This window comes from Bradyrhizobium sp. Leo78, assembly GCF_059512425.1.
Window position 1 is genome coordinate 37,571 of sequence record NZ_JCAMOT010000034.1, and the last position, 18,115, is coordinate 55,685.

The window sequence follows — 18,115 nt, forward strand, 5'->3', positions numbered from 1 at the left end:
ATACTTGCCGCTACGTATTCGGCCAGCGTTAAAGGAGCATGGCCAGCAAGCACACGAGCGCGCAGCGGGAATTTATAATTACTCGTCTGGCATATGGATATTCGGTCGCTGACATTTGCGCGAAATTCGCCATTGCTTGGCGCGATACTGCATGTCGCCCCGAAGATGTCTATTCGTGTGACCCGAGCATCGTTGTTCTCTCTCCGGAGGAACACGGGATTTTCGCTAAGGCCGTGGATGACCTTACGCAGAACCCCGAGAAAATCGCGCCGGCGCTCAACCCGATTCGTCGTCAGGTGAACCTTTTGCTCATGGCGGAATCGGTACGCGATCGCGGTGGCCAGGGCTCGCATGAACTGGCGGCCAAACTCTACGAACAGGTTGCAAAGGAACAGGCCGGAGCGTACGCGCCGAAAGCCTCTGTTAGGGGCGCGGCTTTGCCGACTGCAGGTGAAGGTGATGAACCGATACGCGAGATCGTCCGTCGCGTGATCGACCCGAAGGCACCCGAGCCCGCCATGGAGACGGCGGAATGACCGCCGGTCCCCTCAAGATGCGGTGCGGCCGTACTGTGGAAATCCCCACGCCGCGGTGGATGCTGTCGCTATTGCGCCCGTCGCGTTACAAGGGTGCCCACGGCGGCCGCGGCTCCGGTAAGAGTTGGGGTTTTGCTGAAATGCTAGTGGAAAAATGCGTCGCCGAGCCAGGCACACATGCCGTCTGCATTCGCGAAATCCAGAAGTCCCTAGCGCAATCCGCAAAGCGCGTCATCGAGTCTAAGATTCAGGCGCTCGGCGTTGGTCATCTATTCGAGATCCAGAAGGCGGAAATCAAGACGCCGGGCGGCGGCCTGATCATCTTTTCGGGCATGCAGAACCACACGGCCGATTCGTTGAAGTCACTGGAAAGCTATGACGTGGCGTGGGTCGAAGAAGCGCAGACGCTTTCGGAAACGTCCCTGCGCACGCTGCGGCCGACAATGCGCAAGACCGGATCGGAAATTTGGTTCACTTGGAACCCGCGGAAGGCCGACGACCCGGTCGACGACTTCCTGCGCGGCAACTCGAAAAAGTCACACGAGTTGCGGGCGAAGGATAAATGGTCCCCGCCGCCGGGGGCAATCGTTGTTGAGGCCAACTGGCAAGACAATCCATGGTTCTACGGCACCGAGATGGCGGCCGACAAGGATTACGATTTCAAGCGTGATCGCGATATGTACGCGCACGTTTGGGGCGGCGAGTACGAAAAGAACAGTCAGGCGCGCGTCTTCAAGAACTGGCGCGTTGCTGATGCCGATGATTTCCCTGCGCCGAAGCCCGGAACGATTCTCTACGGCGGCGCTGATTGGGGTTTCTCTCAGGATCCCACCGTCGGTCTGATCTGTTTCATCGAAGGGCGTACGCTCTACATCTGGCGCGAGGTTTGGGCGATTGGTTGCGAAATCGATCGCACGCCTGCGCTGTTCGATAAGCTTGATCCTGATTGGAGCGAAGCCAAGGCAAAGGACCCGAACTGGCGATCACTCGCACGTCGCGTGCCATTCATTGCTGACAGCGCGCGACCGGAAACAATTTCGTACATGAAGCGTCACGGCTTCAACGTGCAGCCGGCAATAAAAGGGCCGGGCTCCGTCGAGGAAGGCATCACGTTTCTACAGCAATACGACATCGTGATTCATCCCGAGTGCAAGCACACCGTCGATGAATTCGAGCATTATTCCTTCAAGATCGACCCGCACACGGGCGAGATTACGAATGTGCTTGAGGATAAGAAAAATCACGAGATCGACTCAGCTAGGTACGCAACAGAAAACGTGCGTCGCGCTCGCACCACCAGCCGTCAGGAGCTTCGAATCTAATGGCCGATGTTTCCACACCTATCAAGGCGCAGACCGACATGGTCGAATGTGCCGAGCCGATCCGCACGCTCGTCGCCGGCACGAAGGCGATGCGCGCCGCGGGCGAAAAACATCTCCCGAAAGAGGAAGCCGAGTCGCAAGGCGCATATGACGCGCGCCTGAAACGCACCGTACTTTTCAATGCGGTCGGAAAGACCGTCGAAGACATGGCCGGCAAGGTGTTTGTTAAGCCCGTCATTCTCAAGGATGACGTCGCACCGCAACTGAAGGAATGGGCAGAAAACATCGACAACGCCGGACAGCATATCAACGTGTTCGCGTGCCATGCCTTCAAGGACGCACTGCAACCTGGCATAGGGTATATTTTCGTCGACGCGCCGCCGGCCCCGACTCGCAAAGACGGCGCGGCACCGACGCTCGCTGACTACCAAGCGGCGAAGTGGCGCCCCTATCTAACCTATGTTCCCGTCGAGAATTTGATCGGTTGGAAAACGACGATCGACGAGGGTGCGGTGAAGCTGACGCAAATCCGCATCAAAGAATGCGCGAAGGAAGACGACGGCGAATGGGGTGAAAAAGAAATCGATCAGATTCGCGTCGTCTCGCTGAATGAACTCGGTACCGGTTGCATCTGGCAGACCTATCGCAAGCCAGCAAACAGCAGCACTTGGATCGTTCACGAGTCCGGCGATATTTCCATTCCCTCCATCACGCTTGTGCCGATCTACATCAATCGAACCGGCTTCATGACCGGTGCGCCGCCGCTCGCCAAGATGGCGGAATTGAACATCACGCACTGGCAATCGAGCAGCGATCAACGGAACATTCTCCACGTCGCACGCGTGCCGATCCTGTTCGGTGCGGGGTTCAGCACGGATGACAAAATCGTCGTTGGTGTGTCGGAAATGATCCGTGCAACCGACCCTAACGCCAAATTGACTTACGTCGAGCATACCGGCGCGGCGATTGGTGCGGGCGACAAGGACTTGGCCAATCTTGAAGCGCAAATGCAAAATCTCGGTTTGCAATTGCTCATCGACAAGCCGGGACAGACAGCCACGGGCGAGATCCGCGACAACGCGAAGGAAAACAGCCCCCTAGCCATGATGGCGACCGCGCTGCAGGACGCGCTCGAAGCGGCGTTGGGGTTCATGGCGCAGTTTGCCGGGCTTCCCGCACTGGCCGGCGGGTCTGTGGTCGTCAACAAAGAGTTTGGCATCACTGGAGATCTCGCCACCTGGCAATCGATCACGCAGGCCCGCATTGCCGGCAAAATCGACAATGAAACCTACGTCAACGAAGGAAAGCGGCGCGGTATCTTCGCAGAGGACGTTGATCCGGAGACCGTGGCAAGCCGCATTGAAAGCGAGGCGCCGGACCTATCGAACGGCGTCCCGCCCGGCAAGGGAATGGACCTCTCGTCGCCGGCCGCACAGGCGGCCGAATAAGCCATGGTCACCACCACCCTACCCTCTGCCAATGAAACGCTGGTCGACCTCTATATCGAACGGGCGGTCGACTTGCTGCGGCTAGAAGCCGGTACCCGAAACAAGGTGCTTGCGATCCTGGCCGATCTGGAAGGCGAATTGGTCGCTGCAATCGCCAAGACCGATCCGACCGGCGTCGGGCAGACGTCGGCACAGCGGCGCCGACTGGAAAAGCTACTCGACTCCGTCCGCGCGGCGGTCCGCGCCAGTTACCGCGGCGCGTCGGTGCTCATGGCGCAGGAAATCCGCGAGATTATTGACCAGGAAGCGGTCTGGACCGGCCACGCGATCAACGACGCGGTGCAGATCGACCTTGTCACCGGCGGGCTTACGCGCCAGGGCTTGGAGACGCTCGCCAGTGATGTCCTTATCCAGGGCGCGCCGTCGAAAGACTGGTGGTCCCGCCAAGCGACGGGGCTCGTCGACCGGTTCGCTGACCAGATGCGGATCGGCGTCGCCGCTGGCGAGACGAACGCCGACCTGATCGCGCGCGTCCGCGGCAAGGACGGTCAACCCGGCATCATGGACGTTTCGCGCAGTTCCGCGGAACGCCTGGTGCGAACGTCGGTGCAGACCGCCGCGAATGCCGCCCGCACGGCAATGTACGAAAAGAACGACGACATCATCAGCGGGTTGCAGTGGCACGCCACGCTCGATCTGCGCACGTCCGACATCTGCAAAGCGCACGATGGTCATGTCTACACGAACGACGACGAACACAAGCCGAAGGACGGCGGCCCGCCATGGGGCTTAGGTCCGGGCGCCGCCCATTGGCAATGCCGCAGCACGAGCGTTCCGGTTCTGAAGTCATGGCGTGAACTAGGCATCGATGCGGACGAAATTCCGCAGACGACCCGCGCAAGTATGGATGGCCAAGTCCCGGCAAAAACCAACTACGAGGAATGGCTGCGAAAACAGTCCCGCGCTCGACAAGACGAAGCGTTAGGTGTCGAAAAAGCCGACCTCTGGCGCCGCGGCAAGATCACCTTCCGCGATCTGCTCGACCAGTCCGGCCGCCCTCTTACCACCGAACAGCTCCGCGAAAAAGCCTTACGCCGGTAATGTTGACAGTCAACATTGCGTTGTGATATAGTCGCGGACGCTAAATGTTCAGGCTGGCGCGACGTCGGCCGTTTCCCTGCCTGCGGGATGCAGGATTTCCTAAAGCGAGACGCTTGATGGCTCTGGCCCAATCTTACGATTCTCTTGACGCAATTCCCGAAACCGCTCGCGGCGCCTACGTCGAAAAAGAAGGCAAATACGTTCTCGACTTCGATGTGCCCGATGTTGGCGGACTGAAAAAGGCCCTCGAATCGGAGCGAGGACTGAACAAGGCGGTCAAGGACAAGATCGCATCGTGGGAAAAGCTCGGCAAGTCGCCGGACGAAATCGAGCAGATGCTTGAAGCGGAGCGGGTCAAGGCCGAAGAAGCGCTGAAGAAGGCCGGGAAGTTCGACGAGATTTTGGCGAAGAAACTCGGCGATCAGAAGAAGGAATACGACGGTCACATCGAAACGGCGACCAAGCAGCGCGAGGGCGCGCTCGGCATCGCCAAACGGGCCATCGTGAACACGAGTTTGACGACCGCGCTCACCAAGGCGAAGGCGTCCGCAGAAGGCTTGACCGCGCTGCCGCGATTGATCGGCGACCGCGTCAAGATCGAGTTTGACGATGCCGGCGAGGCGACCGCGACCATTCTGGAAGCCGACGGCAAGACGCCGATGGTCGGCAGCGGTTCGGGTGGCTTGGCCACGTTCGACGACCTCGTGAAAGAGGCGCAGAAAAGTTTCCCGTCCCTTTTCGAAGGCACGGGCGGCGGGTCCGGGAAGGATCCGAGCCAGCGGCGGGATGCCGGTGGAAAGACGATCTCCCGGAAGGATTTTGACGCGCTCGGGCACCAGGCCCGCGCCGACAAGATCAAGGAAGGGTTCAAGGTCGTCGACTGAGGCAACCCCGCGGCATCGGCCGCATACCCTTTACGGAGTAAAGACGCACTATGGCTATTCTCACTCTTAGCGGTCTTGTGCCGGACATCTATGCGGCGATGGACGTGGTTTCCCGCGAAAATGTCGGTTTCATTCCGGCCGTTTCTCGTGATTCTTCGGCCGAGCGCGCCGCGGTTGGCGAGAACGTCACTTCGCCGGTCGTCGGCCCGATGGCAGCGGAAGACCTGACGGTCGGTAACGTTGCCGCTTCGCCGCCCGCGCAGACGATCCTCAACGTGCAGATGCAGATTACCAAGGCCCGCTCGGTGCCGTTCGGCATTACCGGCGAGGAAACCAAGGGTCTGCAGAATGCCGGCACGCTCGCGACGATCAACCGCGACCGTATCGCGCAGGCGCTCCGCACGCTGACCAACGAAGTGGAAAGCGACCTGGCCGCGCTGCACCTGAACACCAGCCGCGCCTACGGCGTCGCCGGAACCGCTCCGTTCGGCACTGCCGGCGACCTCTCCGACTTCGCGCAGCCCTATCGCATTCTCGACGACAACGGCGCCCCGAAGTCCGATCGCCACATGGTTCTCGGCTCGCTCGCGGCCGCCAACATCCGCGGCAAGCAGTCGACCCTGTTCAAGGCGAACGAAGCCGGCAGCGACGTGTTGCTGCGCACCGGTTCGATCGGCACCGTCGAGAATTGGGCGGTCCACGAGTCGGCGCAGGTGGTCAAGACGTTCGTTCCGGGTACCGGTGCGGCGGCTACGACCAACAACGCCGGCTATGCGAAGGGCGCGACGTCGATCACTCTGGCTGCGGCCGGTACCGGCACCATCCTGGCGGGCGATATCATTTCGTTCGCGGGTGACGCCGAAAAGTATCTGGTCGTGACGGGCGACACCGACACGTCGAACGGCGGAACGATCGTTATCGCCGAGCCGGGCCTGCAGAAGGCCATTCCGGCGGCGGCTACCGCGATCACCATCGTCGGTGCGGCGACCCGCAACATGTTCTTCGCCCGTTCGGCAATCCAGCTCGCCACCCGCGCGCCGGCCATGCCGGAAGGCGGCGACGCGGCCGACGACGTGATGGTCATTGCGGATCCCGTGTCCGGTCTGGCGTTCGAGTTCTGCGTGTACAAGCAGAAGCGTCAGGTTCGGTACGAGGTCAACTTGGCTTGGGGCGTCAAGATGATCGCTCCGCGCCACTCGGGCATCCTGCTCGGCTAATCCACCGATCCAACGGGGCGCATGCAACATGTGCGCCCCGTTTTACCCAAGGAACCCCGTTTTGATGTTCGTACCGACTGTCAAGATCAAGTCGACCCATCCCGAGTCGCAGGGTGATTTCGTCGAGATCAATAAGGATGATTTCGATCCGGAGAAACACGAGCTTTTCGCCGATCCGGTCGCACCGCTCCCCCCGCCACCCGCCGCACCTCTGCCGCCGCCGCCCGCAGATCCGCTCGATCTGCCGAAGAACTGGCGCGAGAAGGACGGCGCCGAGTTGCGCAAGATCGCCGAAGTCGTTTCCGGCGGCCGCGCCGTCGAGAACAAGGCGCAGGCGATTCAGGTAATCGAGAAGGCCCTGGCGGCCGCGAAGAAGTAACGACCATGCGGGCGCGGCGCACTGCTACGCGTCCCCGCATTCTTCGCCAACGGCGGCGGCGCCGGTCGTACATGATCGACGTCGAAGAATTCGATTTCGCGGACGATTTCGAACTGGAAGATTGGATGATCGCGCAGGTTTCGGAGGGCTGCAGAACATGAGCCTGAACAGCAACCCTGGCGATCCCAACGCCGACTCCTATTTCTCGATCGCCGAAGCCGACACATATTTTTCCGCGCGCGGTATTACCGCTTGGACCGGCACCGACGCTGCCAAGGAAGCCGCGGCGCGGCTCGGTACGCAGTATCTCGACAACGCCTATCGCGAACGCTGGCGCGGCATAACCGCGACACAGGCACAGGCGCTCGCCTGGCCGCGCATCGATGGCGCTCGCGGTGGGTATCGTTATGCGGCGGTTTTGTATCCGCTCTACGACGAGAACGGGTGGCAAATTGATCAGACGACCGTTCCTGTTCAGGTGAAGCGCGCCGCCATGGAAGCCGCGCTGCTGTCGCTGTCGGGTGTGACGTTGGAACCGCAGTTGGTGCGCGGCGGCCAGATTCGCAGTCTCTCGGAAACGGTCGGGCCGATTTCCACAAGCACGACTTGGGCAGACGGCGCTCCGGCTATCGACCGCTATTTGGCCATTGAAGGCTATTTGGGCGGACTGGTGACGAGCACGCCGGGTTCGGCGGCCGGCAATGTGCGGCTGGTGCGGTCGTGAGCGCCATGGACAAATACGCGAACGGTGACGGCACGTTCAACGGCGTGAAGCTGCTTGCCGATGTTTCCGGGCTGTCCGCCGCCGAAATCCAATGGACGTTCGATCGGCTCAAGCATTTGATTCACGTGGAAAAGCGCTCGAAGGAAGACGCCCGCGCCATCGTCAAGGCGGAAGTGCAGTTGAAACCGTGGGAGCCGGCGGCGTGAGCGACACGTTCGACTATGGCGCCAAGCGCGACACGGCGGACCGGCTTATCTCCAAGTTCGGCCAGGCCGTCATTCTGCGCCGGACGACCACGAGCGGCCCGCCCTTCGATCCGACGACCACGACGACCGATTACGCGACCAAGGGCGCCAAGGTCGAATTTACCATGAAGCAGATGCAGCGTGGGACCGTGCTCGACACGGATGAGCGCTGGCTGATCGCCGCCGGGCCGCTGTCGGGCGTCGGTATCACGTCAATGGCACCGCCGGATGCGATTGTGGTCGGCGGCGTCGAGCGCCAGGTGGTCAAGGCGGATCCAATCGCGCCGGCCGGGCTGGTGGTTGTGTTTGACGTACAGGCGCGAAAGTGAGCACGAGCAACGTCTTTACTGCTCAGATTGCAGCGTTTGTTGAAAAGGCTAAGGGCAACGCCGACCTAGTTTTGCGCAAGGTAGCGCTCGACATGTTTTCGCGCGTGGTCATTAAGACGCCTGTCGATACAGGGCGTGCGCGCGGTGCCTGGCAGTGCGCAATTGGCTCGATCCCGAGCGGACAAGTCAACCACCTGGACAAGACCGGCGCGGAGACCATTGCGCGCATCAACGTCGGTGTCGCGCCGGCGAAGGCTGGTGACGTCGTGTACCTCGTTGCCAATTTACCTTACATTAACCGTTTAGAATTCGGTTGGTCGAAGCAGAGCCCAAATGGGATGGTGAGGCTCACGATCGCCGAGTTCAACGGTATCGTGAACAAGGCGGCTGCGGAATTGCCGGACTAACTCCCTGCACAGCCACTTCATTGCGTTTCATTATGTTGACAGTCAACATTCCTGTGTTATATTCCTCGTATGTCCGCAGTGGGTATCGAAGCGCAAATTGCAGAGGCGTTACAGACGCGCCTGCAAGGTTTGACGCTCTCGCCTCCCCTGCAAGTCGCGTGGCCGAACGTTCCATTCCCGGCGCCGCCCGCTACCGACAAGCCGGACACGTACCTGCAAGCGTGGCTGCTTCGCGCGCCGACGCAGGGCATCGGGATTTCGGATTGGGACGAGCATTCCGGCATTTTGCAGGTGGATGTCGTCTACAAGCAGCAGAATGGCGAGATCAAGCCGCTGCAGATCGCCGATGCGGTCGCAGCTTGGTTCAAGCGCGGGACGCGCCTCTTGAACGGCTCGGTGCAGGTTGACGTCTACGAGCCGCCGCAAATCGCATCGTCCGTTCGTCAGGACGATTCATACATCAAAATCCCGGTGAGCGTTCGCTACCGGACCTTCACGCAGTAGGAGTCGCCATGGCCCTCTTTCCCGTCGCTGGTTGCCGCATCTACATCGGCGGTGTTCTGTCCGATAAGTCGACCGACTTCGTGCAGGCAGATTTCAGCGGACAGACCTGGACCGAAATCGACGGTTGGTCGCAGATGGGCGCCCACGGCGACACCGCGCAGGTGATCACCACCAGCCTGATCAACCGCGGCCGCGACGCCAAGCAGAAAGGCACCAGCAACGCCGGCTCGATGCAGAACGTGTTCGCCGAGATCAAGAACGATCCCGGCCAGATCGCGCTCATCGCGGCCGCCGCGCCGTCGAACAAGAACAACTACGCGTTCCGGATCGACTACAACGACATGCCGTCCGGCGGCACCAATCCGACGCAGCACTATTTCGTCGCACTGGCGATGAGTGCGGAGGCGGCCGGCGGCGCGGCGAACACGATCCGCAACCTGAACGCCACCCTCGAAATCAACTCGAACATCGTCGAGAAGGCCGCGGCGTAAGCCGCAGCCGCGATAGGAGCCTGATACATGGCGGACCTCGTAATTACCGCAGCCAACGTTGCGGCCAGCGGTCAAGCGATCACCGAGACCGGCAAGGCCGGCGCGACCATTACCGCCGGTCAGCCGGTGTACAAGGAAGCGGCGACCGGCCTGTTCAAGCTGTCCGATAGCAACGGCACGCCGAGCGAAGTCAGGAGCTACTACGGAATCGCACTGCATGCGTCGTCCAATGGCCAGCCGTTGACGGTGGTCAAGAGCGACCCCGCGTTCGTTCCTGGCGCAACTCTCGTTCCGGGCACGGCCTATTACCTCTCGGAGACACCCGGCGGGATCCAGCCGTCGGCCGATCTCAGCGCCGGCGAAACGGTCGTGCAGCTCGGCATTGCCGTGTCGACGACCGTGCTCAATTTGCGGCCGTTCGCGCCGGGAGTTTCCCTGTAATGGCAAATGCTGCGGTGGGTGAAGTCGAAATCGTTCTCGACGGAAAGCCAGTCACGCTCCGTTGCAGTTTGCCGGCGGCGCGAAGCATCAACGCGCTCGGCAACGGCTATCAGGCAGTCATCGCCAAGCTCGGCATGCTGGACCTCGAAACCTATGTCGGTGTCGTGGCGTTCGGTTCCGGCAAAAAGCCGGTGGACGTCGAGGACAAGGTTTACCGCACCGGCACGGTCAATCTGACGGGACCGCTGACCATGTTCGTCACCTATCTGGCGAACGGCGGCAAGCCGGTCGAAGCCGCCAAGGACGGCGACGACGCGGGGGAAGCATAAGCCACTCCGATTATTGGGAGTGGCTGGAAAACGAGGGAATGGGTGTGTGCGGCTACACCTACGACGAAGTGCAGCAAATGCCCATGGAAGCCCTCGCCCGTGCGATCAACACCCGCAATAAACACGACTACGCGCCGTGGAATGCTCTGTTCAAGTTCTTCGGAGGCGAGGACGAGCCGGAAGCGCCCGCAGTGCCTCAATCGACGCATGAAGTGACCCCCGCTTTGTTCAAGGCGTTGTTCTCCAATGGCTGACGTCGCACGATTAGGACTGGCCATTGACAGCTCGCAGGCAACTGCAGCAACGACGGCGCTCAATAAATTTCAGGCATCAGCCAATGCCGCGGCACAGGCGAGCGACAAGCTGGCGGCGTCTGCGAAGCCGGCGGCGGTCGCGACGGACGCAGTGCAAAAATCCGCTGATGCTGCCGCGAAGGGAGTCGAAAAACTGCGGGATGCGCAGGGACGTTTCATCGCGGGTGCCGGGAAAGGTTTTAAGGAACAGATCGAAGGTGCAGGCGAGGCCGCGAAGGGCCTAGGTGATGAGTTCGGCAAGTCATCGGACGGCATTGGTAAAAGCAGCGAAAAAATCGCTAAATCTGGCGCCTTGGCACGGCACGAGATGATCAACCTGTCCCGTCAGTTGCAGGACGTCGGCGTGTCGCTTGCAGGCGGACAGTCGCCACTGACCGTTCTGTTTCAACAGGGATCGCAGATCGCCGACATATTCGGTTCGAGCAAGACCGGGACCGTCGGCGGCGCGTTCAAGCAGATCGCCGGCGGCATCGCCAGCGTGTTGACGCCGGTGCGACTCCTCTCTTTGGGCGTCATCGGACTCGGTGCCGGAAGTCTGGTCGCCATTCAATCGCTTGCCAATATGGCAAAGCAGTTCGACGACGTGTCCCGCGCGATCGGCACGACGACCGGCAATCTGCACACACTGCAACAAGCCGCGTCGTTCAAGGGTATCGGTCAAGATGATTTCTTTAAGGCTATGGGCCAGTTCGGCGGCGATGTTTACCAGGCGCAGCACGGAATGGGTCAGCTTGGCGAGTTCCTGCGCGCGAATGGCAAGTCTGCCAAGGATTTCCAATCCATTTTCGAGAACGTCGCCGAGCTGATCAAGAACGCCGGCAACGACACGGAACGGCTGCAACTCCTGCAGCGCGCCGGCCTGCCCGCGACGATGGATTGGGTTCGGTTCCTGTCGCAAGGCAAGGACGGTATCAAGGCGGCACAGCAAGCGGCGGTCCAGTTCAATGAGAGCGCCGAAGGCAAACTGATCGCGTCGGCGCGTAAATTCGACGAAGAGTGGAACCGCGCAACTACCAAGTTCGTGAACACCTTCAAGTCCGCCATGCTCGACGTGGCCAATGCCATTTCGGACATTAAGATTCCGCCGTGGCTGCAGGTCTTGTTGCTCGGCGGTGCCGGCGCGATCGGCGGCGCAATCGCCGGTCCAATCGGCGCAGCGGTCGGTGGAGCGGCAGGTATCGGCGCCGGGTTAGCGTTGAACGGCGCGAATTTCAGCGGACAGGGTCAGGCTCCTACGCGTGTCATGATCACGGGTGGAACGACCGCGCCGCCCGGTCCGAAGACTGTCGACCCCGTCGTCGTGCAGCGGCAAATCTCGCTGCAGCAACAGCAACTCGCCCTTTACGGTCAAACGATCACCGCAAGCGAAGCCGTTCGCCAAGTCGAGTTGGCGGTGCAGTCCGCGCGCTTGCAGGGCGTGTCGGTCGATCAGAAGCGCATCGACGTCATAAAGCAACTCACCCGCGAGCAGGTGAACGGCGTCGCGCAGATCAAGGCGCAAACGGACGCCGAAAAGATCAATGCCGCGACGATTGGCATGTCGGCCGGCGCGACGGCCGAATATACCGCCATGCAAAACGCGCTCAATGAAGCCAAGCGCAACGGCCGCGTGCTTTCGGAAGCGGACATTGCCTCGATCAGAGCGAACGCCGCGGCGCTCGGGCAGGCGGCGCAGAACACCGACAATCTTCGGTTCGCCTATTCGAGCCTGGTACAGGGTCCGATTCAGACTTTTACGTCCGCTATCGGCAACGGCGCGAAGGCATGGGATGCGTTCAAGCAGGCTGGTCAAAGCGCGCTCAATTCGATCGCTAGTAAGCTTGCTGACATGGCCGCGCAAAACCTTTGGGGCGCGGCGTTCGGCGGATCCGGCGGCGGGCTTGGCGGCATTCTCGGCGGTCTGTTCGGTGGCGGCGGCAGCGGGGCGGCCGCGCAGGCGGCGTCGGCAAGCACCCTGGCAAATAACACGGGCGGCGCGTTTTACGGTCCCGGCTTTGCCGGCGGCGGTTTCACTGGCCCCGGTGGCAAGTTCGAACCGGCCGGGATCGTCCACAAGGGCGAATACGTCATGGACGCGGTGACCACCCGCCGCATCGGCGTGCGCAACCTCGATCGCATGCGCGGCTATGCGTCCGGCGGCTACGTCGACGGCTCGGGCGCGGGCGGCGGCGGTCAGCAAGGTGTTCATGTGACCGTCGGCGTCGAGGTCGACCAGAACGGCAATCTGCAAGCCTACGTCAAGGATGTGGCGCAGCGTGAGGCAGCGAGCGGCATTTCCAGCTTTGCGCAGAGCCCGGCGTTCGGCGCGGCTGCGATGAAGGCCAAGGCGCGGAGGTTGGCATAATGGCCCTCACCTTCCCGCTTACCACGCTCATGGCGCCCGGCTTCGCCGATCAAGTGTTTCAACCGATGTCGCGCCAGGAATTGAGCCGGACCGCCGGTGGCAAGGCCTATGGCAAGGATTTCGGCAGTGCGCTGTGGGTGGCAACCTACACCACCGGTCCGATCGCCAACGACGACGCCCTCGCCTACGAAGCCGCCTTTGACGCGCTCGATGGCGTGATCAACACGTTCGAGGCGTTCGACGTACGCCGGCCGAACCCGCGGCAGTATCCGGACGGCACCGGCGCAAACAATGGCGCCCTGGCATCCGTGAACGCCAACAACAAGGCTTTAGCGCTCTCGGGGCTCGCCGCTGGCCAGGTCATCTCCGCCGGCGACTATCTGTCGTTCACCTATGGTACGAGCCGCGCGCTGCACCGCGCCGTGGAAACTGTGACGGCGAACGGATCCGGCCTCACAGCGCAATTCGAAGTGCGGCCGCACATCCGGCCCGGCTTTACGGTCGGCGCGGCGGTCACGCTCAAGAACCCCAAGGGCATTTTCACGATGCAGCCCGCGTCGTTCTCACCGAAGGCGCAGGGTGCTCTCCACACCGTGATCTCGTTTCAGGCAGTGCAGTATTTGGAATGACCCGCTCCCTCTCCGCCGAGAACAACGCAGCGCTGCAAGCCGGTCACCTGGTCGCGCGCGATTTCGCGTGGTTCGTCGTTCGCAACCGTGTCGACGGCAGTCCGGTCACCGATGGCTATTGGTCCGACATCGGCACCATTACGGCTTCCGTGATCGATCCAGAGACCGGCGGCGCGCAGTCGCGCACCTGGTTCGGCGCCGGCGGCCTCATTTCCATCTCGGACATTCCGCTGGTCTCCACACTGACCGTGCAGAACGTCACCATCACGCTGTCGCAGGTCTCCGATCGCATCAACAATCTGGTACGGACGTACGACTGTAAGCAGGGTCGTGTCGAGATTTACCGCGGCCTATTCGACCCCTCCACTCGCTCTATGGTCGGACCGGCGTTTCCGCGCTTTGTCGGTTTCATCGACGAGGCGCCGATCAAGACGCCGAAGGAAAACGACGTCGGCGATGTCGAACTGACTTGCACGTCGCACACGCAGGAAATGACGCGCTCGAACCCGGACACCCGTTCCGATGCGTCGCAGCGCCTCCGCAATCCGACGGATAATTTTTTTGCCGACGCGAGCGTCGTTTCGTCCTGGCAACAGTTTTGGGGTCGAGCGGGCGGGCCAATCCGAACCACCGATTCGAACTTCTTTAGCAAGATCGGCCGATGACAATTCGAGCAGCACACATAGGCGATAAGGCGCGAGCGGTCGAATTGATGCGCGACTTTGCCGTGAGCGCGGGAATGGACCGACTATTCCCACTCGATCCCGCCTATGGCGAGCGGCTGTTCCTGCGCTACGCGCGAGGCGGCAACATGCTCTGCTTGATCCACGACGTGGCCGGTCGCGCCGAAGGCATCCTTTTGGCGCACGCGTTCGAGCACGATTTCGGACCGGTGTGGATGTCGCAGGAACGACTCTGGTGGATCGACCCCGACCACCGCGGCGGCACAGCGGCGATCCGAATGCTCGACACCTATGAGACGTGGGCGCGTGGACGCGGCTGTAAATTCATCGGCATGGCCGGCATGGGAAATGATCCGACCGTCGCCGCGCTCTATCGTCGCCGCGGTTACCAAGCCGCTGAAACCCATTTCTTGAAAGCAATCGGTTAATGGCAGTTTTCACCGCAGCCGCGACCGCCCTGCTCTCCGGTACGTTCCTGGCTGGCAGTGCAATTGCGACCAGCGTTGTTGCCGGCGGGCTCGGTCTCGCGGCTTCCGTGGGCATCTCCTACGCCGCGCAGGCGCTCGCCGGTAACCCGAACCAAACTTCCTCGCAGTCCGCGGATACGTTCGGCATCCAAGGGCAGTTGCAGGGCGGCGGCGATGTGCCTCGATCCTTCCCGCTAGGCGCGACTGCGACGGCCGGATCGCTGGTCTACGCCAACACGTGGGCACCGAGCGCGCTGCCGGGTCAAACGCCGAACGCCTATTTGGTGCAGGTGATCGCCCTCGCCGACGTACCCGGCGCAAAGCTGACCGGCATGTGGGTGAATGGTGAAAAGGTCACCATTCCGACGATGTCCGGCGCGCCGGGCGGCGGGGATCCCGGTTATCAGGTGCCGGAATACATCAAGCCACGCAATCCGGACTATCCCGCCGACATCGCGCCGCACCTCTACGTCAAATATTACGATGGCTCACAGACGTTCGCCGACCCGTGGCTTGTGTCCGCCGTCTCATCGTCCGATCGTCCCTATGAGAACACGCGCGTCGGAACCGGCGTCTCCTATGTGATCGTCACGGCGCTGACGAATGATTTTATCTGGACCGGCTTCCCGACGTTCAAATTCGAGATGTCGGGCGTGCCGCTCTACGATCCGACCAAGGACTCGACGAACGGCGGATCCGGTGCGCAGCGCTGGTCCGACCCGAGCACGTGGGGCGGCGACGGCGACGATTATCCGGCTGTCCAAGCCTACAACATCATGCGTGGCGTCTACGTCGGTGGCCAATGGCTCTACGGCCTACAGCGCATGACGCAGGCGCGGCTCCCGACGATCAACTGGAACGCGCAGATCGCGAAATGTCGTGCCACGATCACGGGCGCGTCCGGTGTGCAACCGACGTATCGCGCCGGCGGCCAGGTCAACGTCAACACGCAGGTAGCGAACACGCTGGAAGCGCTGATGACCGCTTGCCAGGGGCGCATTTCGGAAATCGGCGGGTTCTACAAGGTGCGCGTCGGTGCGCCAGATAGCCCGACCTTTGCGTGGACCGACGACGACATTCTGTCGACCGAAGAACAGACCTTCACCCCGTTTTTCGGTCTCGCCGATTCGATCAACGGCATCACGGCGTCTTACCCATCGCCGACCGAAGCATGGGAAACGAAGGTCGCGCCGCCACTCTACGATGCGACGTTCGAGGCACAAGACGGCAACCGTCGGCTCCTAGCAAATCCGACGTTCGATTTCGTTCCCTACGACGAGCAGGTGCAACGACTGCAAAAGTCGGCGCTGCAGGAAGCGCGCCGCGCGCGACGGCACACGCTTTCCATGCCGCCGGCGTTCTGGCTGGTCGAGCCCGGCGACGTTGGGGAGTGGAGCAGCGTAAGGAACGGTTACGACGCCAAGCAGTTCCGCGTCGACGGGATGATCGACAAGGCGAACCTTGACGTCGTCCTCGATCTCACCGAAGTGGATCCGAGCGATTACGATTGGACGCCGGGCGACTTCACGCCAGTGGGCACCGGTCCGACGATTATCCCTTACCCGGCGCCGCAAGGCGTGGTCGACTGGTTCGCCGAGCCCTATACGCTGTTCATCGCCGGTCAGCCGCGCCGGCCCGCCATTCGCCTGTCATGGGATGGCTCGATCGACGGCGTGGTCGGCGTCAAATACGAAGTGCGCTTGGCCGCAGACGAATCGGAAGTCACGCGCGGCCGCACCGATCAGTTGCAAGTCGGATCAATCATCGTTTCGCAAGGGATCATCGCAAACGGTGAATATGAGGTGCGTGGTCAATATATCCCGAGCGCGCCGCGGGAAATGCTCTGGTCCGATTGGCTGGCGGTGACGGCGCCGGATGTCAAGCTGACGCTGGCGGACTTTGACCAGAGTGTGATTGATCTGGTGAATAGCGTCGAGCAGTTCGACTCTGAGGGAATCAACGAGGCGCTGAACCTGATTGCCTCGATCCTGCGAAACCAGGACGCGCGAAACTGGCTGGACAAGAAATCGCTCCGCACGCAACTGTCCGCACGCGCAGACTCCGCAGAAGCCTCGATCGAAGAAGTGCGTACGGTGGCGGTCGATACGCAAACGGCCTTCGCAACCTTCTCCACGGCCGCAACTGCCACGTGGGGATCGACGACGGCGTTTGTCGAGCAGTCTGCCACCGCAATCGCTACACTCGACAATTACGCCGCAGCCTCATGGTCAGTAACGGTGGACGTCGGTACCGGCACCGTGGGCGGCCTGCAACTGGTCAACGGGTCCGATACCATTCCGGCGTTCATTGTCACGGTTGACAAGTTTCAGGTCGCGTTTCCCGGTGTTTCAGGCGGTGCGGCTGTTCCCGTCTGGACCGTGGCAAACGTCAACGGAGTACCCAAGGCAGCATTGCGCGGCGACATGATCGTGGATGGTTCGATCACCACGCAGAAAATGAGCGTCGGTTCGTTGAGCGCAATCACCGTCAACGCTGGCGATATTCGCGCCGGCACGCTTGCCGATCCGACCGCGACCAGAATGTTCATCGATTTGAACAACGGACGCATTACGATTTCGGATAACACCTGATGTCACGGCGCGTTTGCATCGGTCAACAAAGCACACCCGGCGTGTATGGACTGCGATGTGCCGCGCCCGGGTTCGATGCGTTACTGTCGGCGGATACTGGCGACAGCATCACGTTCGATAGCAACTGGACCGACATCGCGAAAATCCACGCTATCGGCATTGTTTCGTGGTCGGCGATTGCATGGATGCAAGGGATTCTTGAATTTCCCGGATATGCACCTATTTGGCCGGATCTCGGATACAAGCCGTTCGTTGAGTATCGACACATGTCGGGGAACGTTGCGTATGATGACTTTTGGTCAAGCGCCGCGCCGATGGGGTTAAACTCAACCATCCTCACGAACACGGTTCGGGTGAACGCAGATTCGAGCTATTCGTCGTTCCAAATGATCTACGTTGCCTACAAGATTCCGGTGCCATCGCAGTGAGCAGACGTGTTGTCATCGGATCGAGGGCAAACGGCGACGTCGGGATGTTCGTATCGCCGCCCGGTGTGGACGCGTTCACTGCGGCCGATAGTTCGTTGCTGCTCAGCGTCAATGAAAAAGTCTCGCAACTGATTCTGATGGGTCGCGTGGCCAGCTCGCAGACGATAGCGCTCGGGCTGTCGCGTTCGCCGCTCGTTGTGGTCACAAGTCAGTTCAACTGGTCCAGTGTTATCGGCCACACACTCGGTCCGGGACCATTTCGACCGTCGCCGGGGCCGGGTTCTTCATCATCCAATTGCACG

General features: G+C 61.3%; 22 protein-coding genes. All 22 read left to right on the forward strand.

Annotation, left to right across the window (positions count from 1 at the left end; translation table 11 throughout):
* Nucleotides 1–38: 38 nt before the first annotated feature.
* Nucleotides 39–536: a hypothetical protein gene (locus AC5ZG1_RS32250; RefSeq protein WP_496135236.1), complete on the forward strand. Its 498-nt coding sequence runs from the start codon at nucleotides 39–41 to the stop codon at nucleotides 534–536.
* Nucleotides 533–1,858 (forward strand): PBSX family phage terminase large subunit, encoded by a 1,326-nt coding sequence (locus AC5ZG1_RS32255; protein WP_496135237.1) that lies wholly within the window; start codon nucleotides 533–535, stop codon nucleotides 1,856–1,858. The genes AC5ZG1_RS32250 and AC5ZG1_RS32255 overlap by 4 nt, the downstream gene beginning before the upstream one ends.
* Nucleotides 1,858–3,306, forward strand: a complete 1,449-nt coding sequence (locus tag AC5ZG1_RS32260; protein WP_496135238.1) for a DUF4055 domain-containing protein — start codon at nucleotides 1,858–1,860, stop codon at nucleotides 3,304–3,306. Before AC5ZG1_RS32255 ends, AC5ZG1_RS32260 begins: the two co-directional genes overlap by 1 nt.
* Before the next feature lie 3 nt (nucleotides 3,307–3,309).
* A complete protein-coding gene (locus AC5ZG1_RS32265; RefSeq protein WP_496135239.1) occupies nucleotides 3,310–4,407 on the forward strand; it encodes a phage minor head protein in 1,098 nt (365 codons plus the stop codon).
* 116 nt (nucleotides 4,408–4,523) lie between these two features.
* Entirely contained in the window at nucleotides 4,524–5,291 is a 768-nt protein-coding gene (locus AC5ZG1_RS32270) for a hypothetical protein (RefSeq protein WP_496135240.1), read from the forward strand.
* Nucleotides 5,292–5,368: 77 nt separating this feature from the next.
* Nucleotides 5,369–6,508, forward strand: a complete 1,140-nt coding sequence (locus tag AC5ZG1_RS32275) for a major capsid protein (protein WP_496135241.1) — start codon at nucleotides 5,369–5,371, stop codon at nucleotides 6,506–6,508.
* A 64-nt stretch (nucleotides 6,509–6,572) separates the two neighbouring features.
* Nucleotides 6,573–6,887 (forward strand): hypothetical protein, encoded by a 315-nt coding sequence (locus AC5ZG1_RS32280; protein WP_496135242.1) that lies wholly within the window; start codon nucleotides 6,573–6,575, stop codon nucleotides 6,885–6,887.
* 157 nt (nucleotides 6,888–7,044) lie between these two features.
* On the forward strand, nucleotides 7,045–7,611 hold the full coding sequence (locus AC5ZG1_RS32285; RefSeq protein WP_496135243.1) for a DnaT-like ssDNA-binding protein: 567 nt from the start codon (nucleotides 7,045–7,047) through the stop codon (nucleotides 7,609–7,611).
* Nucleotides 7,612–7,616: 5 nt separating this feature from the next.
* Nucleotides 7,617–7,817, forward strand: a complete 201-nt coding sequence (locus AC5ZG1_RS32290; RefSeq protein ID WP_496135244.1) for a hypothetical protein — start codon at nucleotides 7,617–7,619, stop codon at nucleotides 7,815–7,817.
* Nucleotides 7,814–8,185 (forward strand): hypothetical protein, encoded by a 372-nt coding sequence (locus tag AC5ZG1_RS32295; protein WP_496135245.1) that lies wholly within the window; start codon nucleotides 7,814–7,816, stop codon nucleotides 8,183–8,185. The genes AC5ZG1_RS32290 and AC5ZG1_RS32295 overlap by 4 nt, the downstream gene beginning before the upstream one ends.
* Complete coding sequence (locus AC5ZG1_RS32300) at nucleotides 8,182–8,592, forward strand: hypothetical protein (protein WP_496135246.1); 411 nt, start codon at nucleotides 8,182–8,184, stop codon at nucleotides 8,590–8,592. Before AC5ZG1_RS32295 ends, AC5ZG1_RS32300 begins: the two co-directional genes overlap by 4 nt.
* A gap of 69 nt (nucleotides 8,593–8,661) precedes the next feature.
* A complete protein-coding gene (locus tag AC5ZG1_RS32305; protein ID WP_496135247.1) occupies nucleotides 8,662–9,096 on the forward strand; it encodes a phage tail terminator-like protein in 435 nt (144 codons plus the stop codon).
* Between the two features lie 8 nt (nucleotides 9,097–9,104).
* Complete coding sequence (locus tag AC5ZG1_RS32310) at nucleotides 9,105–9,587, forward strand: hypothetical protein (RefSeq protein ID WP_496135248.1); 483 nt, start codon at nucleotides 9,105–9,107, stop codon at nucleotides 9,585–9,587.
* A 27-nt stretch (nucleotides 9,588–9,614) separates the two neighbouring features.
* Complete coding sequence (locus AC5ZG1_RS32315; protein WP_496135249.1) at nucleotides 9,615–10,028, forward strand: hypothetical protein; 414 nt, start codon at nucleotides 9,615–9,617, stop codon at nucleotides 10,026–10,028.
* Nucleotides 10,028–10,357, forward strand: a complete 330-nt coding sequence (locus AC5ZG1_RS32320; protein WP_496135250.1) for a hypothetical protein — start codon at nucleotides 10,028–10,030, stop codon at nucleotides 10,355–10,357. The genes AC5ZG1_RS32315 and AC5ZG1_RS32320 overlap by 1 nt, the downstream gene beginning before the upstream one ends.
* Nucleotides 10,358–10,395: 38 nt before the next feature.
* Nucleotides 10,396–10,611, forward strand: a complete 216-nt coding sequence (locus AC5ZG1_RS32325; protein ID WP_496135251.1) for a hypothetical protein — start codon at nucleotides 10,396–10,398, stop codon at nucleotides 10,609–10,611.
* Entirely contained in the window at nucleotides 10,604–13,015 is a 2,412-nt protein-coding gene (locus tag AC5ZG1_RS32330; RefSeq protein WP_496135252.1) for a phage tail length tape measure family protein, read from the forward strand. The genes AC5ZG1_RS32325 and AC5ZG1_RS32330 overlap by 8 nt, the downstream gene beginning before the upstream one ends.
* Complete coding sequence (locus tag AC5ZG1_RS32335; protein WP_496135253.1) at nucleotides 13,015–13,644, forward strand: hypothetical protein; 630 nt, start codon at nucleotides 13,015–13,017, stop codon at nucleotides 13,642–13,644. The genes AC5ZG1_RS32330 and AC5ZG1_RS32335 overlap by 1 nt, the downstream gene beginning before the upstream one ends.
* Nucleotides 13,641–14,309 (forward strand): hypothetical protein, encoded by a 669-nt coding sequence (locus AC5ZG1_RS32340; RefSeq protein ID WP_496135254.1) that lies wholly within the window; start codon nucleotides 13,641–13,643, stop codon nucleotides 14,307–14,309. Before AC5ZG1_RS32335 ends, AC5ZG1_RS32340 begins: the two co-directional genes overlap by 4 nt.
* 47 nt (nucleotides 14,310–14,356) lie before the next feature.
* Entirely contained in the window at nucleotides 14,357–14,755 is a 399-nt protein-coding gene (locus tag AC5ZG1_RS32345) for a GNAT family N-acetyltransferase (RefSeq protein WP_496135255.1), read from the forward strand.
* Nucleotides 14,755–17,385: a phage tail protein gene (locus AC5ZG1_RS32350; RefSeq protein WP_496135256.1), complete on the forward strand. Its 2,631-nt coding sequence runs from the start codon at nucleotides 14,755–14,757 to the stop codon at nucleotides 17,383–17,385. The genes AC5ZG1_RS32345 and AC5ZG1_RS32350 overlap by 1 nt, the downstream gene beginning before the upstream one ends.
* Nucleotides 17,385–17,813 (forward strand): hypothetical protein, encoded by a 429-nt coding sequence (locus tag AC5ZG1_RS32355; protein ID WP_496135257.1) that lies wholly within the window; start codon nucleotides 17,385–17,387, stop codon nucleotides 17,811–17,813. The genes AC5ZG1_RS32350 and AC5ZG1_RS32355 overlap by 1 nt, the downstream gene beginning before the upstream one ends.
* Nucleotides 17,814–18,115 lie beyond the last annotated feature (302 nt).

What these genes read in the sequence shown, in the direction of transcription:
- AC5ZG1_RS32255 (WP_496135237.1), top strand. Translation starts at nt 533, where the DNA reads ATGACCGCCGGTCCCCTCAAGATGCGGTGCGGCCGTACTGTGGAAATC.
- AC5ZG1_RS32320 (WP_496135250.1), top strand. Translation starts at nt 10,028, where the DNA reads ATGGCAAATGCTGCGGTGGGTGAAGTCGAAATCGTTCTCGACGGAAAG.
- AC5ZG1_RS32250 (WP_496135236.1), top strand. Translation starts at nt 39, where the DNA reads ATGGCCAGCAAGCACACGAGCGCGCAGCGGGAATTTATAATTACTCGT.
- AC5ZG1_RS32290 (WP_496135244.1), top strand. Translation starts at nt 7,617, where the DNA reads ATGGACAAATACGCGAACGGTGACGGCACGTTCAACGGCGTGAAGCTG.
- AC5ZG1_RS32350 (WP_496135256.1), top strand. Translation starts at nt 14,755, where the DNA reads ATGGCAGTTTTCACCGCAGCCGCGACCGCCCTGCTCTCCGGTACGTTC.
- AC5ZG1_RS32280 (WP_496135242.1), top strand. Translation starts at nt 6,573, where the DNA reads ATGTTCGTACCGACTGTCAAGATCAAGTCGACCCATCCCGAGTCGCAG.
- AC5ZG1_RS32345 (WP_496135255.1), top strand. Translation starts at nt 14,357, where the DNA reads ATGCGCGACTTTGCCGTGAGCGCGGGAATGGACCGACTATTCCCACTC.
- AC5ZG1_RS32355 (WP_496135257.1), top strand. Translation starts at nt 17,385, where the DNA reads ATGTCACGGCGCGTTTGCATCGGTCAACAAAGCACACCCGGCGTGTAT.
- AC5ZG1_RS32310 (WP_496135248.1), top strand. Translation starts at nt 9,105, where the DNA reads ATGGCCCTCTTTCCCGTCGCTGGTTGCCGCATCTACATCGGCGGTGTT.
- AC5ZG1_RS32270 (WP_496135240.1), top strand. Translation starts at nt 4,524, where the DNA reads ATGGCTCTGGCCCAATCTTACGATTCTCTTGACGCAATTCCCGAAACC.
- AC5ZG1_RS32260 (WP_496135238.1), top strand. Translation starts at nt 1,858, where the DNA reads ATGGCCGATGTTTCCACACCTATCAAGGCGCAGACCGACATGGTCGAA.
- AC5ZG1_RS32305 (WP_496135247.1), top strand. Translation starts at nt 8,662, where the DNA reads ATGTCCGCAGTGGGTATCGAAGCGCAAATTGCAGAGGCGTTACAGACG.
- AC5ZG1_RS32335 (WP_496135253.1), top strand. Translation starts at nt 13,015, where the DNA reads ATGGCCCTCACCTTCCCGCTTACCACGCTCATGGCGCCCGGCTTCGCC.
- AC5ZG1_RS32315 (WP_496135249.1), top strand. Translation starts at nt 9,615, where the DNA reads ATGGCGGACCTCGTAATTACCGCAGCCAACGTTGCGGCCAGCGGTCAA.
- AC5ZG1_RS32325 (WP_496135251.1), top strand. Translation starts at nt 10,396, where the DNA reads ATGGGTGTGTGCGGCTACACCTACGACGAAGTGCAGCAAATGCCCATG.
- AC5ZG1_RS32340 (WP_496135254.1), top strand. Translation starts at nt 13,641, where the DNA reads ATGACCCGCTCCCTCTCCGCCGAGAACAACGCAGCGCTGCAAGCCGGT.
- AC5ZG1_RS32265 (WP_496135239.1), top strand. Translation starts at nt 3,310, where the DNA reads ATGGTCACCACCACCCTACCCTCTGCCAATGAAACGCTGGTCGACCTC.
- AC5ZG1_RS32285 (WP_496135243.1), top strand. Translation starts at nt 7,045, where the DNA reads ATGAGCCTGAACAGCAACCCTGGCGATCCCAACGCCGACTCCTATTTC.
- AC5ZG1_RS32330 (WP_496135252.1), top strand. Translation starts at nt 10,604, where the DNA reads ATGGCTGACGTCGCACGATTAGGACTGGCCATTGACAGCTCGCAGGCA.